General features: G+C 46.8%; 15 protein-coding genes and 1 riboswitch. Of the genes, 7 read left to right on the forward strand and 8 right to left on the reverse strand.

What is annotated here, in order from left to right:
- The 3 genes from K4A83_RS18055 to pflA all read left to right on the forward strand — a co-directional run.
- Window positions 1-1,694 (forward strand): tetratricopeptide repeat protein (locus tag K4A83_RS18055; protein WP_265266055.1); only part of this gene is annotated, 1,694 nt, incomplete at its 5' end.
- A 491-nt stretch (window positions 1,695-2,185) separates the two neighbouring features.
- Window positions 2,186-4,474, forward strand: a complete 2,289-nt coding sequence (pflB, locus tag K4A83_RS18060; RefSeq protein WP_407810113.1) for a formate C-acetyltransferase — start codon at window positions 2,186-2,188, stop codon at window positions 4,472-4,474.
- A 195-nt stretch (window positions 4,475-4,669) separates the two neighbouring features.
- Complete coding sequence (pflA, locus tag K4A83_RS18065; RefSeq protein ID WP_407810115.1) at window positions 4,670-5,422, forward strand: pyruvate formate-lyase-activating protein; 753 nt, start codon at window positions 4,670-4,672, stop codon at window positions 5,420-5,422.
- Window positions 5,423-5,558: 136 nt separating this feature from the next.
- Here pflA and thiC read toward each other — a convergent pair whose 3' ends face one another.
- Window positions 5,559-6,938 (reverse strand): phosphomethylpyrimidine synthase, encoded by a 1,380-nt coding sequence (gene thiC, locus K4A83_RS18070; protein WP_265266059.1) that lies wholly within the window; start codon window positions 6,936-6,938, stop codon window positions 5,559-5,561.
- Between the two features lie 11 nt (window positions 6,939-6,949).
- A riboswitch (TPP riboswitch) is annotated at window positions 6,950-7,047 on the reverse strand.
- 136 nt (window positions 7,048-7,183) lie between these two features.
- Between thiC and K4A83_RS18075 the strand changes: the two genes are divergently transcribed.
- From K4A83_RS18075 to K4A83_RS18085, 3 genes are all read left to right on the forward strand, one after another.
- A complete protein-coding gene (locus K4A83_RS18075) occupies window positions 7,184-7,705 on the forward strand; it encodes an META domain-containing protein (protein ID WP_265266060.1) in 522 nt (173 codons plus the stop codon).
- 275 nt (window positions 7,706-7,980) lie between these two features.
- On the forward strand, window positions 7,981-9,264 hold the full coding sequence (locus tag K4A83_RS18080; protein WP_265266061.1) for an AAA family ATPase: 1,284 nt from the start codon (window positions 7,981-7,983) through the stop codon (window positions 9,262-9,264).
- Window positions 9,265-9,270: 6 nt separating this feature from the next.
- On the forward strand, window positions 9,271-9,714 hold the full coding sequence (locus K4A83_RS18085; RefSeq protein ID WP_265266062.1) for a hypothetical protein: 444 nt from the start codon (window positions 9,271-9,273) through the stop codon (window positions 9,712-9,714).
- A gap of 129 nt (window positions 9,715-9,843) precedes the next feature.
- Here the strand turns inward: K4A83_RS18085 and K4A83_RS18090 are convergent, their stop codons facing one another.
- Together K4A83_RS18090 and K4A83_RS18095 are read right to left on the reverse strand one after the other, a co-directional pair.
- The gene (locus K4A83_RS18090; RefSeq protein WP_407810116.1) at window positions 9,844-10,380 is read right to left on the reverse strand and encodes a CPBP family intramembrane glutamic endopeptidase; all 537 of its coding nucleotides are present in this window, start codon (window positions 10,378-10,380) and stop codon (window positions 9,844-9,846) included.
- Window positions 10,381-10,446: 66 nt separating this feature from the next.
- Window positions 10,447-11,511, reverse strand: coding sequence for a DUF3326 domain-containing protein (locus K4A83_RS18095; protein ID WP_265266064.1), 1,065 nt, complete (start codon window positions 11,509-11,511; stop codon window positions 10,447-10,449).
- A gap of 169 nt (window positions 11,512-11,680) precedes the next feature.
- Between K4A83_RS18095 and metK the strand changes: the two genes are divergently transcribed.
- Window positions 11,681-12,934 carry a methionine adenosyltransferase gene (metK, locus tag K4A83_RS18100; RefSeq protein ID WP_265266065.1) on the forward strand — a complete coding sequence of 418 codons (1,254 nt, stop codon included), beginning with the start codon at window positions 11,681-11,683 and terminating at the stop codon, window positions 12,932-12,934.
- Between the two features lie 111 nt (window positions 12,935-13,045).
- Here the strand turns inward: metK and petE (K4A83_RS18105) are convergent, their stop codons facing one another.
- The 5 genes from petE (K4A83_RS18105) to K4A83_RS18125 form a co-directional block, all read right to left on the reverse strand.
- The gene (gene petE / locus K4A83_RS18105; protein ID WP_265266066.1) at window positions 13,046-13,405 is read right to left on the reverse strand and encodes a plastocyanin; all 360 of its coding nucleotides are present in this window, start codon (window positions 13,403-13,405) and stop codon (window positions 13,046-13,048) included.
- A 64-nt stretch (window positions 13,406-13,469) separates the two neighbouring features.
- A complete protein-coding gene (gene petE, locus K4A83_RS18110) occupies window positions 13,470-13,856 on the reverse strand; it encodes a plastocyanin (protein WP_265266067.1) in 387 nt (128 codons plus the stop codon).
- A 179-nt stretch (window positions 13,857-14,035) separates the two neighbouring features.
- Window positions 14,036-14,530: a photosystem II cytochrome c-550 gene (gene psbV, locus K4A83_RS18115; RefSeq protein ID WP_265266068.1), complete on the reverse strand. Its 495-nt coding sequence runs from the start codon at window positions 14,528-14,530 to the stop codon at window positions 14,036-14,038.
- Window positions 14,531-14,729: 199 nt separating this feature from the next.
- Window positions 14,730-15,413 carry a Crp/Fnr family transcriptional regulator gene (locus tag K4A83_RS18120; protein WP_265266069.1) on the reverse strand — a complete coding sequence of 228 codons (684 nt, stop codon included), beginning with the start codon at window positions 15,411-15,413 and terminating at the stop codon, window positions 14,730-14,732.
- A 70-nt stretch (window positions 15,414-15,483) separates the two neighbouring features.
- Window positions 15,484-15,693, reverse strand: coding sequence for a DUF2949 domain-containing protein (locus K4A83_RS18125; protein ID WP_265266070.1), 210 nt, complete (start codon window positions 15,691-15,693; stop codon window positions 15,484-15,486).
- Window positions 15,694-16,693 lie beyond the last annotated feature (1,000 nt).

A 16,693-nucleotide genomic window follows, 5' to 3' on the forward strand; every position in this document is an offset into this window, starting at 1 on the left:
AATGGGCAACCCCTCCAACTTCCCCCCCAAGAGTAGAACCCCCTCCGGGATTAGATGAGGCTGCCTCGGATAGTGATGCTGTAGAGTCAGAGGATAACCGTGAACCTCTCTCCTATGATCTTCCAGACCATCGGGAGAGCCTTGAGAGGGCTACCGATGGTCTGGAAGATCAAACCACCCCCTTAACCGTTTCTGGAGAGCTACAGGACGACACTGAGGCCGCTTTAGATACCCCGACAGACCCCCAAGAGAGCGAGGAAACGGTTTTAGAACCTCCGATAGAAACAACAGACCCGGAGACTCCCTTAGATGCCCCGATAGACCTCCAAGAGAGCGAGGAAAGGGTTTTAGAACCTCCGATAGAAACAACAGACCCGGAGACTCCCTTAGATGCCCAAAACGAACCAACAACCGACACCCCAGAATCTCCCCCCTCAGAACCTATCCCCCTGCTGTTTTCCTTACCCAGTCCAGAGGAACTCGAACAACTCAAAGCCTCCTACTCCCTAGAAAGTATTGCCCAAGGGTTTCTACAGTTAGGGCAACAGTACCGCGATCGCATTGCCCAAGGCGACCCATCCCGAGACATTCTCACCCAAGCCATTCAGGCCTACCAAGGCGCCTTAGACTGTCATCCCACCCTGCCTTTAGCGGCCGAAGTCTTGAATGATTTGGGCAATTTTTACTGGATGCGATCGCGCCGTCCCGACAGTCCAGAACAGGCCTTTCCCGACCTAGAAGATGCCTTAATGTGTTATCAGAACGCCCTCCTACACATTGTAGACCCCCAAAACCTCGCCGCCACCTACGGCATGATTCACAACAATCTCGGAGCTGCCTACGGGGATTTAGCCCGCTATCGGGACTTTGTAGAAAATATGCAGCTATCCATTGCGGCCTACGAAGAAGCCCTAAAATATCGCACCCCTGACAGTAATCCCACCAAATACGGATCCACCCAGAACAACCTCGGCACCGCCTACTGGCATCTAGCCCAACAACATAATCCCGTCGAAAATTTGCGCGCTGCGATCGCCGCCTACACCGAAGCCAGCCAATACTACGACCCCAGCCAAGACTTTCAGCCTTGGGCCATGATTCAAAATAACCTCGGCACCGCCTACTGGAACCTCTCCCAATACGAAGACAGCATCAACTCCCTGAAAAAAGCCGTCATCGCCTACGAGCGCAGTTTACGCTATCGCACCGCCAAAAACGCCCCAGCCGCCTGTGCCGCCACCCAGAACAACCTCGGCACCGCCTACTGGCACCTTAGCACCGTAGAAAACTTCTCCACCCAGAGCAAACAAGACTACCTTGAACGCGCCGCCGCCGCCTACGGCATCGCCACCCAACTCGCCCAACAACTGAGCCATCAAGACCCCCCCATCCCCGTTAACTTCGACTGTCTCGCTACTTACAATAACCTCGGTCTAGTTCATTATCAAATCGCCACCACCGACAGTTTCTTATTACCCACCGACATCAAACTAGAATACTTAGAAGCCTCCTTACAAGCCTATTTACAAGCCCTAACATCTGTTCCCCCAGATTCGGAAATTTATCAAACCGCCTTTAACTACATTGTCCGCACCGTACAAGCTTTTTATCAGTACGGAGGAATTCAGGGACAAAATCGGGCCTTATCCCAAATCCCCGGCCCATTATTACCCCAACTATTACCCCGTTTTTGACGGATTCTAACGGGCAGCCGCAAGGGGAGGGGGGGGATTTGGCGTTTTTATAGGTTTAGAACCCCTCAATACCCTATTCAGAAAGAACTTCAAGATTTTGCTTCCATCACCACACTGATAAAAGAGGGCTAATCTGAAATTATTCTTAAGATCCTTTCTCTCCCAATTTTCACGGACAAAAAGGTACTAAGATGATAGTGAAGTTAAATTGCAGAGAGGCAAATTCCACCAATTGAGTTAGACCAATTGATCTGCAATAATTGAGTTAGAGCAATCGAGTTGCAATAATTAGATTGCAATAATTAGATTGCAATAATTAGATTGCAGTAATTAGATTGCAATAATTAGATTGCAATAATTAGATTGCAATAATTAGATTGCAATAATTAGATTGCAATAATTAGATTGCAATAATTGAGTTAGACCAATTGGGTTAGACGTTATTTTTGATTTTGTTTGCTGTATTTACCTTTTACCCTACGCTAGGAGACTTGCTCATGACGGTTGAAAGTCTATCATTGCCATCCCCACAAAACCTGTCCAACACTAACATCCAGCCCATCTCTCACTCCTTCGCCTCTGGAGCTTGGGAAAGGGTGATCGACGTGCGTAGCTTCATTCAGTCAAATTATCTTCCGTATCTTGGTGACGGCAGCTTTCTCGCACCAGCAACAAAACGTACTACTGCTTTATGGCACAAAGTAAAAGACTTGATGGCCCTTGAGCGGGAAAAAGGCGTACTCGATGTTGATACATCAGTGCCATCAGGGATCACCAGCCATGCCCCCGGTTATATTGATTCCAACTTAGAGCAGATTGTTGGTGTACAAACAGATCAGCCCTTAAAACGGGCGATCATGCCCTTGGGGGGGATTCGTACCGTCGAAAGCTCCTTGAACGCCTACGGGTATGAGCTAGACCCTGCCACCAAAGACATTTTCACCCGCCATCGTAAAACCCACAATGACGGGGTTTTTGATGCCTACACCGACGAAATGCGTCGTTGCCGCAAGTCAGGGATCATCACGGGACTGCCCGATGCCTATGGACGGGGGCGAATTATTGGTGACTATCGACGGTTGGCACTCTACGGGTGCGATCGCCTCATCGCTGATAAACAGAATCAAAAAAAGAGCCTAGAACTAGACAGCCTCGATGAAGCAACCATTCGCCTCCGGGAAGAAATTTCCGAGCAGATCAAAGCCCTGAACGAACTGAAAGAACTCGGCAGTGCCTACGGTTTCGATTTAGGTCGTCCCGCCGCCACTGCCCAAGAAGCCATCCAGTGGCTCTACTTCGGCTACTTAGCCGCCATCAAAGAGCAAAACGGCGCAGCCATGTCCTTGGGGCGAGTCTCCACCTTCCTAGACATCTACATCGAGCGTGACATCGAGGCTGGTCTGATCACCGAGTCCGAAGCCCAAGAATTCATCGATCACTTCGTCATGAAACTGCGGATGGTGCGGTTTCTGCGGACTCCCGACTACAACCAGCTATTTAGCGGCGATCCCACCTGGGTAACAGAGTGCATCGGCGGTGTAGGGGTAGACGGCCGCCCCCTCGTCACCAAAACCAGTTTTCGCATTCTGCACACACTGATCAACCTTGGTCCAGCCCCAGAACCTAACTTAACCGTGCTGTGGTCTGAGCAACTGCCTGAAGCCTTCAAACGCTACTGCGCGCAAGTCTCGATCCAAACCAGTTCGATTCAGTACGAAAACGATGACCTCATGCGGCCTTACTGGGGAGACGATTACGGCATGGCTTGCTGTGTATCAGCGATGCCCATCGGTAAGCAAATGCAGTTTTTCGGGGCGCGGGTAAATATGGCTAAGTGCCTGCTCTACGCCATCAACGGCGGTGTGGACGAACATTCTGGACTACAGATTGCCCCAGCCTATGCTCCCATCACAGGCGACACACTGGACTACGCTGAGGTCTGGCCTCGTATGCGGCAAATGATGGCTTGGTTGGCCAAAACCTACGCCAATACCATGAACGTGATCCACTATATGCACGACAAGTATTGCTATGAGCGCTTGGAGATGGCACTGCATGATCGCGATGTAGTGCGCACCATGGCTTACGGTATGGCGGGCTTGTCGGTCGTGGCTGACAGTCTTGCAGCCATCAAGTATGCTAACGTGCGCGTGGTTCGGGATGATCGGGGTCTTGCCGTAGATTACATCATTGAAGGCGACTTTCCCAAGTACGGCAACAACGACGATCGCGCCGACACCCTAGCCGTCCAGGTGCTACAAACCTTCATGGCCGAACTCCGTAAGCACAAGACCTACCGCGACGCTATCCCCACCCAATCCATCCTTACCATTACCTCCAACGTGGTCTACGGCAAAAAGACTGGCAACACACCAGACGGTCGGCGGGATGGTGAACCCTTTGCCCCGGGGGCCAATCCCATGCACGGCCGTGATACTAACGGCGCGGTGGCCTCGTTGGCTTCAGTGGCCAAGCTCCCCTACGCGGATGCTCAGGACGGCATCTCGAATACCTTCTCTATTGTGCCGGGAGCGCTGGGCAAAACTGAAGGCGATCGCATTAGCAACCTAGTCGCCCTGCTTGACGGCTATGGACGGGATGGGGGCTTCCATCTCAACGTTAACGTCTTCAACCGCGAGACGCTGATTGATGCCATGGAACACCCCGAAGTGTACCCGCAGCTTACCATCCGGGTTTCAGGCTATGCCGTTAACTTCATTAAACTCACCCGCGAACAGCAACTTGATGTGATTAATCGTACTTTCCACGAGCGTTGCTAATTTTGCTAGCCCCTCTCACCCCTAGAGTGAGGGGGGCTAAAAAATTCTGATTTGTGTCCAAGAAACAGTAATCCGTAAAATGTGGGAATTGATAACTAAATAATTAATAATTGACAATTGACAATTATTTCCGACTCCCGACTCCCGCAAATCCCCGGATTCCCGACTTCCGAAGTTATTCAGCAAGCCCTATCTATGCGCGATCGCACCCCCCCCGCCCCCGTTCAAGTAGGTCGCATCCACTCCATTGAAACCTGTGGCACCGTTGACGGCCCTGGCATTCGCTTTGTGATCTTTACCCAAGGCTGTCCCTTGCGCTGCCTTTATTGCCATAACCCCGACTGTCAAACAATCAATGACGACGCAACTGTAACCACAGTGGATGAGATTATGGCCCGGATTAAGCAGACTAAAAATTACCTCCGTAATGGTGGAGTCACCATTAGCGGAGGAGAACCACTCATGCAACCGGGATTTGTCGCTGAAATTTTTGAACGTTGCCACCAGATAGACTTACACACCGCCCTAGACACATCAGGTTACATTGCTCCAGAATTAGCCGAACCAGTGTTGAAGAACACCGATTTAGTTCTGTTAGACATCAAGTCTTATCATCCAGATTTATTTCGCAAAGTGACGAGTGTCTCAATTGAACCAACCCTAAAATTTGCCCGTTATTTAGCTAAAATCGGCAAACCTACCTGGGTTCGATTTGTATTAGTCCCCGGACTAACAGATATTGAAGAAAACGTGGTGAGTTTAGCTAAGTTTGTCAGCAGTCTAGGGAATGTTGAAAAGGTAGAAATCCTACCATTTCACAAGATGGGGGAATATAAATGGCAGCAGATGGGTTTGCCCTATGTTTTGGGTGATACCCAACCACCAACACCAGAACAGCTTGACCATGTAATCCAGATATTTCGAGATTACCGATTGACTACCGTTTAACAAAATGTTGCGGAATTCCCCTTCCTCTTTGTTAGATGCAGTTCCCGTTGAATCAGGAACCCCCATCCTCGCCAACGGCAGGGTGGGGTAGTTCACTGTTTGAATTGATAATTGATAATTAATAATTGAGTACAGACTACCGTTGAGCCACCGTTTCCTGTTCCCTCGCTAAGAACTTCTCTAACTCCGTCAACGCATCCGCATCCACTTTCGTCTGCATCGGACAGAACTTCGGCCCACACATCGAACAAAATTCCGCCGTCTTGTAAATATCCGCCGGAAGCGTTTCATCATGATACTCCCGCGCCCGGTCTGGGTCTAAGGACAACTCAAACTGACGGTTCCAGTCAAAATTATAACGAGCCGCCGAAAGCTCATCATCCCGCTTCCGCGCTCCCGGACGCTGCCGAGCTATATCTGCCGCGTGTGCCGCAATTTTATAAGCAATTAAGCCATTGCGCACATCCTCCGCATCCGGTAGCCCTAAATGCTCCTTCGGCGTGACATAACACAACATCGCCGTTCCATACCAGCCCGCCATCGCCGCCCCAATAGCCGACGTAATATGATCATAGCCCGGCGCGATATCCGTCACCAAAGGACCGAGAACATAGAAAGGGGCCTCAGAACACTCCTCCATCTGTTTTTTCACATTGAACTCAATTTGGTCCATCGGCACATGACCCGGCCCCTCTACCATCACCTGTACATCATGTTCCCAGGCCCGCCGAGTGAGTTGTCCAAGGGTTTTGAGTTCCGCTAACTGGGCTTCATCCGAGGCATCATGGACACAACCGGGCCGGAGAGAATCCCCTAAACTAAAAGACACATCATGTTTTTTGAAAATTTCAATGATGTCATCAAAGTGAGTATACAAAGGATTCTGCTTGTGGTGATGCAGCATCCAACGGGCAATAATTCCACCCCCCCGAGACACAATCCCCGTAATCCGGTTTTTGACCAACGGCAGATATTCAATCAAAATCCCTGCGTGGATGGTCATGTAATCTACGCCCTGTTGAGCGTGTTTGTCGATAATGTGCAGAAAATCGTCCGGGGTGAGGTTTTCAATCTTCCCATGCACACTTTCCAAAGCTTGGTAAATCGGCACGGTGCCAATCGGTACCGGAGACGCATTAATAATCGCCCGGCGAATGGCATCTAAATCCCCCCCTCCGGTGGATAAATCCATCACCGTATCAGCCCCATACTTGACCGCTAGGTTGAGTTTAGCCACTTCTTCCTCTAGATTAGAAGAGTTCGGAGAAGCCCCAATATTGGCATTAACTTTACACTTAGAAGCAATGCCAATACACATCGGTTCAAGATTTGTGTGGTTAATATTCGCCGGAATAATCATCCGACCTCTTGCCACCTCTTCCCGAATTAAATCCACAGGCAGGTTTTCCCGTTGGGCGACATAGTGCATTTCTTCGGTCACAACCCCTTGACGGGCATAGTGCATCTGTGTCACGTTACCCTGACTGTGCCGTTTAGCAACCCATTCTTTACGCATATATTTGAATGTCCTTTCAGAGAGAGCTTCCCTACGCTGGTGCTAACCAGTCTCAGGTTCTAAGGGTATTTCTCAGCTTGTCGCATTCCAAGCACCCCTAGCTTTAAGTGCCTATGTTACCATTTTTGGGTTCTGTCTCATCAAACTGGGTTTAAACGTAACAGTTCTTTACTTTAACAGTCACAATGAACGAGAGGATTGTTTTTTAAAGATCAACCATTTTTAGTGTTTTTGTAGGAGGTTCCATGAATAGATTTAAGATTTTTTTAGGATTCTCGCTCATTTTAATTGGCGTAGGTTTAACGTTAAATATAGTCGAGTTGAGAGGAGGAGCAGAAGAACCTACGGGTGAAGAGGTAAATGAAGAGCAAATACTAGAACCTTCTCCTTCTGTTCCAGATATTTCTTTGCCGGGGACGACTTGGCGTTTAATTTTGTGGGGAACGCCAACGGAACTTAAAAGACCGTTGAATCGGACAGAAATTACCGCTAATTTTACGCGAAATAAGATTACAGGTTCGGGGAGTTGTAATCAGTATAATACCAGTTATCGGGAGGAGAATAACCGTTTAACTGTGAGTCCGGTGGCTTCCACTCGTAAGGCTTGTTCTATAGATATTATGCAGCAGGAAACCGCTTATTTGAGGGCATTGGAGGGGGCAGAAAGTTACGCAATTACTGATCAACGGGAGTTAAGAATTTCTTTTAAAACCGATGAGGGGGTGGGGGTAATGATTTTTACACCCCAAGCCATTCCTGCATTGTAGGAATGGGTGAATTAATTATCAATTATCAAGGGCTAACCGTTGGGGAAATCTGATATTCAGAGATTTTATTGAAGTTGTGATGAAGGGGAGATATAGCTAGTCCTAATGAGATGTGAACTCTGGGCTATTGTCCTATGTCGATTCCAGGCGAGCCTTTTTTGCACGACTCAGATAGGTTCGCTATATCTCTACAGCTTGACGAAATTTTAGTTTCATAGTAGGATTGGTTTTGGGTACTTTATAGACTAACTTTAAAATTAACTTTTTTCTAAAAAATGACAGATGAAAAACTGTTCATAGAAAATTTTGCCGGATTAAAACACATAAATATTGATGTCAAAAAAATCAATATTTTCATTGGTCCACAAGCCAGTGGCAAGAGTGTTGTTGCGAAAATATTATTCTACTGTAAAGCTTTTATTGAGGAGTTTTTTAATCAAGGAATTAAACTCAAAACAAAGCGAGAATTAGATCTAGAATTAAAAAACAAATTTCAAGAGTGCTTCCCCCATGATTGTTGGGGCAAGGGTAACTTTTTTATTAGGTATTCCATAGGAGTAGAATATATAGAAATAAAAACAGACAAAAAAAAATCAAACAAATCGAATCTGATTATTGATTACTCTGATTTTTACACAAAAAGTTTTAATAAGATCAGAAGAATATCAAAACGAATAAAAGAAACCATTAATCAGCAAGAAAATCCCAATAAAATATTTTCTCGGTTAGATTTAATAATTGAATCGCATAAATCGTTTTTGGAGGAAGTGTCTAAACAGTTTGGCAAAGAAACTTCATTTTCTCAGTTATTTATTCCTGCCGGAAGATCATTTTTCGCACATTTGCAAAACAATATTTTTAGTTTTCTATCAGAAAATAATACCATTGATCCTTTTTTGGTAGATTTTGGAAATTATTATGATATGGTAAAAAATTCTGTTAGGATGAATAGAATTAAATCCGAAAGCCCTACTTATTTTTCAGAAGTAGAATATCTGAAAAATAAGATATTGGTAGGAAACTATTTGAGTCATGATGGGAAAGATTATTTAAAGATGAGTGATGGTCGTCAAGTTCTATTATCGAACTGTTCTTCTGGACAACAAGAAGCTTTACCATTGACGCTAATTTTAGAAAGTATTCCCTTTTTCGGTCGTGGTTTAACGGGTCAGTCAACTTATATTGAAGAGCCAGAAGCTCATTTATTTCCAACGGCACAGAAGGACATAGTAGATTTAATGGCAACAATTTATAATCTTAGAAAAGACAGAATACAATTTTTTATAACTACACATAGTCCTTATATTTTGACTTCATTTAATAATCTACTTCAAGCAGGTATGCTAGCTAAATCTGCCCATAAGGATCAGTTAAAACGAATCGTAAAAATTGTGCCAGATTCTCGTTTTTTGAATACTGATGACCTGGCTGTTTATAGTTTATCCAATGGGACTTGTCATAGTATAATTTCTTCAGAGACAGGATTAATTGAGGCTGAAATCATTGATTCTGTATCTCAGAATTTGGCGATTGAATTTGATGATTTGCTAGAAATATAGTAGTTTATGGAATTTCCAGAATGTACAGAAGAAAACAATGATCCTATAATAACCATTGTTGATAAAAAATCTAAAAATAAGAAAAGTAAAGTTATTTTGAATAATCCTACTCGCCAACTTCTAAAGATAATTCAAATTGAAGATTGTGTTATTTCAAAGACAATAAAAGGGGGGCGTTGTGATAAATTAATTGTTATACCTGATGGTCGCTTAATATTTATTGAGCTTAAAGGAAATGATGTAGCAAAAGCAATGACTCAGCTAATTGATAGCATCAATTACATAAAACAAAAATGTTTTTCGATTCGATCTCGTGAAATATTTTGCATTATTTCTTGTACAAGATGCCCTTTAAGTTCTACAGATGTGCAAAAGGCAAAACGACAGTTCAAGGACAACTATAGGGCGAAGTTAATCATTTATTCAGGTAAAATGACCTATCGAGTCTAGGGTTGGGCTTGCTGAAAAAGCCCAACCCTAGACTCAACAAGGGAATAGGGAATAGGGAATCGATAATTGATAATTGTTCCCCTTCTCCCCTGCTCCCGATTCCCGACTCCCGGACTTTTTCAGCCAGCTCTAATTGCTCTCTCCAACACCGGAAGGATGGGTAAATTTCCATAAAAAACCGGAGAGGAAATTGGTGATAATATGGGCTACAATCGGCACGAGTAGGTTTTGAGTGGCGATCGCACTGTACCCCAACACACAGCCGATTACAGTAGCCCAAATCATATAAGGCCACTGTTGTAGCGTACTCATATGCAAGACACCAAACAGTAGACTAGAGATCACCACAGCCAGCCAAGTCCCCCCGAAAGCAGGCAACATCACCCCGCGAAAGAGTAACTCTTCACTCAATCCCGGCAGGAGTCCTAACCAAATCAAATCGGGCCAGACGAGGGGTTTAAGGACTAACTGAAGGTAAAAGTTAGCACTGCGGCGATAAGGCTCCCAGAAGCGGTAAATCAGGCTACTGGTGAAGCTAATCCCTAGTGCTATCCCCAATCCCAAGACCAAACTGCTCCCATTGAATCGAAGTGGCATCAGGGACACATTGCCTAAATACTGCCAAATCCGGGATACCACCAGCAAAATCAGGGCTGTCACCCCCATTGCCACAAGGACTTGGGTACGAGTTAACGGTTCTAGGTCGGGTTGTTGAGTGTGATTCACAAGTTTTTAGGAGAAGTGGTGAAGTTTTAATAATTTATCATTCAGGGCAGATAGGGCTGTGGGAGCAATCCCTGCTCGGTGACAAGCTAACACCCCCAAGGCTTCCAGATAGGAGTTGACCCGAATGGCCTTAATCCCCAACGGTTCTGGGGGGACTTGCATCCGAGTCTCATTATCCCCCACCGCAATCACTAGAGTATGGCTCAAGGCGAGGGTTGCACTCCCCCCGCAAGCATTGGCTGGAACCACGATAGCATCGACGTGATCGGCCCAAATTTGTTCGAGGGTTCTGTTTTGACCTAGGGTGACGAATTGGGGGGCGCGGGCGAGTCCTACCAGCACACAGGGCAGGAAGGTATAGCCCAATTCCTCGGCGGCCGCCCGGGGGGACAGTTGGGGGTCGAGGGGGAGGGGGGAGAGGGCTGGGGCGTGGGCGCAGGGGATTTTAAACTGGCGAACAAGGAGATGGGAAATCACGGCTTCGGCCCCGGCGAGGGGATCTACTCCTGATCCGTGGCGGTAGTTTTGCAGGGCGGAGCTTTCTAGGTCGTCGGGAAAACGGGCTACAACGGCGATCGCATTCACTCGACTTTGCCGGATTAACTGTTCCGCTGCCCGCAGGAGACTGTCGGGACGGGCAAGGGTTCCCCAACTCGCTCCAGAAGGGGCTGTGCGCAGTTCTACACCTAGGGGGGCATCGGTGAGGATATAATCGGTCACGGGCAGGCCTAGGGTGGCTTTAGTCGCCTCTGCGGCTTGAATATGGCGCAATTGTAAGTCCGGTTCAATGCCTGAATCTAAAATTAAACCCACGCGGTTCTGATGAATCGGTTGTAGGCCCCAATGACCTTGGGCAAATTGATCTAAACCGTAGCCTTCCACATAGAAAAGATGAGGGCTAGACCAGTAGAGTTGTGCGCCGTTGAGGACATTGGGATGGGTAATGAGGCGATCGCAAATCTCCGCCATTGCCCGAGCCACAGGCAAAGCATCCCCCGCATAGCCCCCAATCGATGCACCTATCCCAGTCGGTACAATTAAGACCGCCGTAAATTGATGTTGTTGCTTCACAAACTTTCTACAAGACCATCCTCCCTAGTTTAGGGGATGGAGGCCCCCTCTGGTTTCCCCCTCGCCCTCCTTTAACTTTTTTTCCAAATAGGCAAAACAAGCGTTAGTATGAGTGTTTAAGCACAAACCTGTGCCGTGTTGCACCGCGTACAAGGAGACATAACTAACATTGGCTCGTCGTTATCTATTTACCTCAGAATCCGTAACGGAAGGGCATCCTGATAAAATTTGTGATCAACTCTCTGACACAATTTTAGATGCTCTTTTGACCGAAGATGAAGGCAGTCGTGTGGCGGCGGAAGTCGTTGTCAACACAGGCTTAGTTCTCGTCACCGGAGAAATCACCTCGAAAGCCCATATTAACTATGTGGATGTGGTGCGTCGCAAAATCGCTGAAATCGGCTACATCGATGCCGGAAACGGCTTCTCGGCTGAGAGTTGTTCGGTTCTCGTGGCCCTAGATGAACAATCCCCCGATATTGCCCAAGGTGTCACCAGCGCCCAAGAACGCCGGGCTGCTTTGAGTGATGATGAACTTGACCAAATTGGGGCAGGAGATCAAGGTTTGATGTTCGGGTTTGCCTGTGACGAAACCCCGGAATTAATGCCCTTACCGATTAGTTTAGCTCACCGCATTTCCCGCCGTTTAGCTCAAGTGCGCAAAACCGGACAACTGCCCTATCTCGGCCCTGACGGGAAAACTCAGGTCAGTGTAATCTATGAAGACGGAAAGCCCGTCGGCATTGATACTATTTTAATTTCTACCCAACACAGTGCAACCGTTGCCGGATTGACTGATGATGACGCCATTCAAGCCCACATTAAAGGGGATTTGATGGAAGTAGTAGTTAAGCCCGTGTTTGAAGATATTGCGGTAAAACCCGATGATAGTACCAAGTTTTTGGTGAACCCGACTGGAAAGTTTGTCATTGGTGGACCCCAAGGGGATTCGGGTTTAACAGGACGCAAGATTATTGTGGATACCTATGGGGGCTATTCCCGTCATGGGGGCGGTGCCTTTTCCGGCAAAGATCCCACGAAAGTAGACCGTTCCGCGGCCTATGCTTGCCGTTATGTGGCGAAAAATATTGTCGCCGCCGGACTAGCCCAAAAGTGCGAGGTACAAGTAAGCTACGCTATTGGGGTGGCTCGTCCGGTGAGTATCCTGGTGGAAACTTTCGGCACGGGTAAGGTGGATGAGGAAATTTTATTAAGTTTGGTTAAGAAACATTTTGAACTCCGTCCGGCTGGGATTATCCAGACCTTTAATTTGCGGAAGTTACCCGCAGAACGGGGTGGGCGTTTCTATCAAGATTTGGCGGCCTATGGTCATTTAGGACGGACGGATCTCGATATTCCTTGGGAGAAAACCGATAAGGCAGCTATTTTGAAGAAAGAAGCGTTATCGGGTGCGATCGCCTAGATTGCAATTCACTTGAACCCATAAAAACAAGAGGGATGTTCGGCAACATCCCTCTTTTCTGATTGGGGTGTTACCGAGAGTAACCCCCCATTGAGTCCGGTTTAATGGGACTTATTCAACGGTGATTTTCCCCACCATCCCCGCTCCTCTGTGGGGTTCGCAGTAATAGCTATAGGCTCCTGCGGTATCAAATTTGGTTTCAAAGGATTCTCCGGGGCTGAACAACAGTTGCTTATGAGAAAGCTCAGGCGCTTTGTCAAAAACCACGTTGTGAGGAGCCAGTTTATTGTTCACGAATTTCACCGTGTCCCCGGCCTTGATGGTTAGATTGTCGGGTTCAAATTTTAACTGTCCGCTATCGGCTCCCATTTTAACCGTGTAGGTTTCGGCGGCGGCCGGAGCAACGGCTACGGCAAAGCTAGCAACCAGTAACAAAACGGTGGAGAGAACTAAACCTAGTTTCTTAATCATGATCTTCTACAGAGTGTCGTATTTAGGTTTCGTTACAGATTGTACCTTGTTTGGGAAATTAAACTTATTCGACAATAATTTTTCCAACCATGCCCGCTCCTCGGTGAGGTTGGCAGTAGTAGTCATATTCCCCTTTGGGACTGTCGGCGGGAAATTCAGTGGTGTAGGACTCGCCGGGGGAGAATAAAAGCTTGTCGTGGGATAATTTGTCTAATTTTGCTCCACTAGGGCCTTTGCTGAATACGGCGTTGTGGGGGGCGAGCTTGTTCATCACAAAGTCCACGGAGTCACCGGGTTTAATGGTCAGGGTATCGGGAACGAATTGTAACATTCCGTTATCGGCTCCCATTTTGACGGTGTAGGTAGCAGCTATGGCCGGGGCAACGGATACCGTCAAGCTAGCAACCAACAGGAAAACGGTCGAGAACACTAAACCTAATTTTTTTAACATAATCTTCTACAAAGAGTCGTAGTTCGGTTTCGTGATCGATTTTACCCTATCTTCGGGGGTTCTCGGGTTGACCTAGAATGGACATCCCTCGACAAGTTGGGGAAATCAAAATAAGGGGCAAGGTGTTGTCCTTGCCCCTGTTGTCTAATCTGAACTAGCGGATCTGGCTTTGGGTGAGATTAGTCGTATACTTTTCCGGCACCCCAGCGATCGCCACGAATATTAATTTCAGCCAAAATATAACCTGCTAAATTTTCTAGATCCTCTTGGGTAAGATTGCGCATTTCTGGCCAGAGGTCTAAACGACTGGTGCTAGGATGCAAGTCGCTGATATCGGTTTCTCCGTCGTAGGTGGTCGGGTTTTTGCTATAATCCACAATCGCTAAGAGGTTATCCCGAGCAGGAAAAGCCCCTTCTAAATCCCCCAGCCCTAATGTTACGTTGGGGTTGGTTTTGGTTCTGCCAGACATATGGCACTGGGAACAAGTATTATTAAATTCGCGTTTCCCTAATTCAAATTGTTGGTTGGTAATGGTAACGGTTTCCCCAGCTTCGTTGAGCTTAACCGTTCGGTTGCTTTCAGAAATATTTACCGCCATAGCACTTTGCATGGCAACCTGAAACCCTAAAATTAGGGTTATGGCCGCTACCCATAGGAATCTTAAACGACGCATGATTCTCCTCCAAGATGTGTACTTCTTCCAATACAAGCGATCGCCCAATCTCCTGCTTTCCCGCTTTTCACCTCTAACAATACAGATGATGACTGGCTCAGTTAAGCTGACATCACAAAAGATTAAGCGATTCTCATAATATGATGCCATTCAAGCGCCTTCTTGGATAGATGCTCGTAGATGCTCTGAGAGGAGATTTCTAAACTCGTCCGGCAAGATGGGCTAATTGCTTCAGATGGACTAGGCATAAACTATGGCGATCGCGATCAATTAAAACCCACTCCTTACTTTCTAGTTTCTCAATGATTTTGCGGGTTTCATCTACGGTAATATCGGAAATCTGGGCTAAATCATCATAGGGAATCAAAAACATCTCCGTCCCCTTACTGGTGGATTGCCCATAGCTCTCTGCTAAAGTGACTAAGGTTTTAGCCAATTTAATGGCCGGAGGTTGATTCCGCATCAAAAAGCGAATATTGAAATGTCGCAGACGCTGCACCATTAATTGCAGCATCCGGTGATGTAACTGGGGATCCTTAAATAAGGTTTGGATAAAACGCTGGGCTGAAATACTCAACAGTTCTACATTAGACAAGGCCACTACATCCGTTGAGCGGGGAGACTCGTCTAGAATAGCCATTTCGCCAAAAAAGTCACCTCGACCCATAACGGCCAAGGTCATGGCTTTATCACCTGATAAGCGGCGTACTTTAATCCATCCTGAAACGATGAAGTAAACCGCATTCCCCCAAGCGTCTTCCATTAAGACAGCCCGATCTCTGGGATAGCTATGTTCGACGGCAACTGAAAGTAACCATTCTAAGGTTTCGGGGCTGGCGGTATTAAAAAGGGGGAAAAGCTCGCTAAAAGCTTTGATCTCCATGAAAGGTATAGTGCTACGCAGTTAGCATGACTCGGATGAGTCACTTCCTCCCATCTTATCATCAAGGAGCTTAAAGAAGATTGGCACTGGGAGAATTATCCATCCAGTCAAAAATCTGATCGAGTTGTTGGAGGCTGACTAAGCCATATTGCCAGAGGATCATGGGCAAAGAACCGGGATTTTGTTCCCAGAGTCTCTGAGCAATGGTGATGGAGTCTTTGGGTAGGGCTAATTCTTCGTGTAAGAAGCGGATAAACCGAGCAGGTGGAATGGGTTGCATGGTAGATGGCACCTCCTTGTTGCCAGTGGGATGGGGAAGAAATAATTGGGGTTAGGTGTTTAAATCGGGGACTTCAAGCTGTCACCGTCTCGGTTCGCCATCAATTCGGTTCGCCATCAATGGTTAGATCCTCGATTCCTAAAGGTTTGGGTGATGGTTTGAGAAGGCGACAGGGATCTAATGCGGGATTTTTGTTCTACAAGCTCTTAAAGAGATCCAGCCAAGTTCATGGCTTGGGCCTTTGTGAGAACATCAACCCAAGGACTTTGGGTTACGGGCAATCTGACCGCAATTTTCCCTCTGTATTCAATAATCTTTGCGCTGGTCTTATCACGACTTCCGATAGGATCACAAAACCGATGATGACAGCTTTGACGACAGATATAAGGATTGGCGATCGCTCAGTCCGGTGACTGGTCAAAATTGATCTCGCTGTTCAGCCTATTGGCTCTAACGGGAGTTTCTTTTAACGCTTCAGATACTGCTGCTCTTACCGTTTCTCTCACACCATTCATCAGGCAAGGGTCTGATCTGAGTCTGACTGATGCAGATTGAACAATCCCTAACTTAAAATCCCTAACTTAGCACTTGAAGTTCGTTAGAAATTCGTAGTTTCAAGCGAATTAGATGCAAGATAATACAGGTTTAAATCAATAAACTCTATCTTCCGACACATTTTTGATTAAATTTTCTTGAGTTAAACGCGCTGTGGTTTGAGGAGTTTAAGTCTCCGCAAGATCGGCGTGAACCATTATACTCCATTGGGGACGTTTTGGGGCGAAGGGCAAAAAAGTTTTTTTCAGTCTAAAACGGGAAGCCGAGAAATCTCGGCGGAGAGGCCTACAGTTCCCCGGCCGGGAAGGGTAGGAGTAGTTGACATACTCCCCGGCGTGAACGCGCGGGGATTCTTGACACATCATTTCAACTTGCTACCGAAGTAGTCTTACGGTCGATCCGTGTCCGTTTAGAGTCGTGGCAATGCCCTATCCCGACTTTGTTT

Source organism: Spirulina subsalsa FACHB-351 (assembly GCF_026130165.1).
Taxonomy (GTDB): domain Bacteria; phylum Cyanobacteriota; class Cyanobacteriia; order Cyanobacteriales; family Spirulinaceae; genus Spirulina_A; species Spirulina_A subsalsa_A.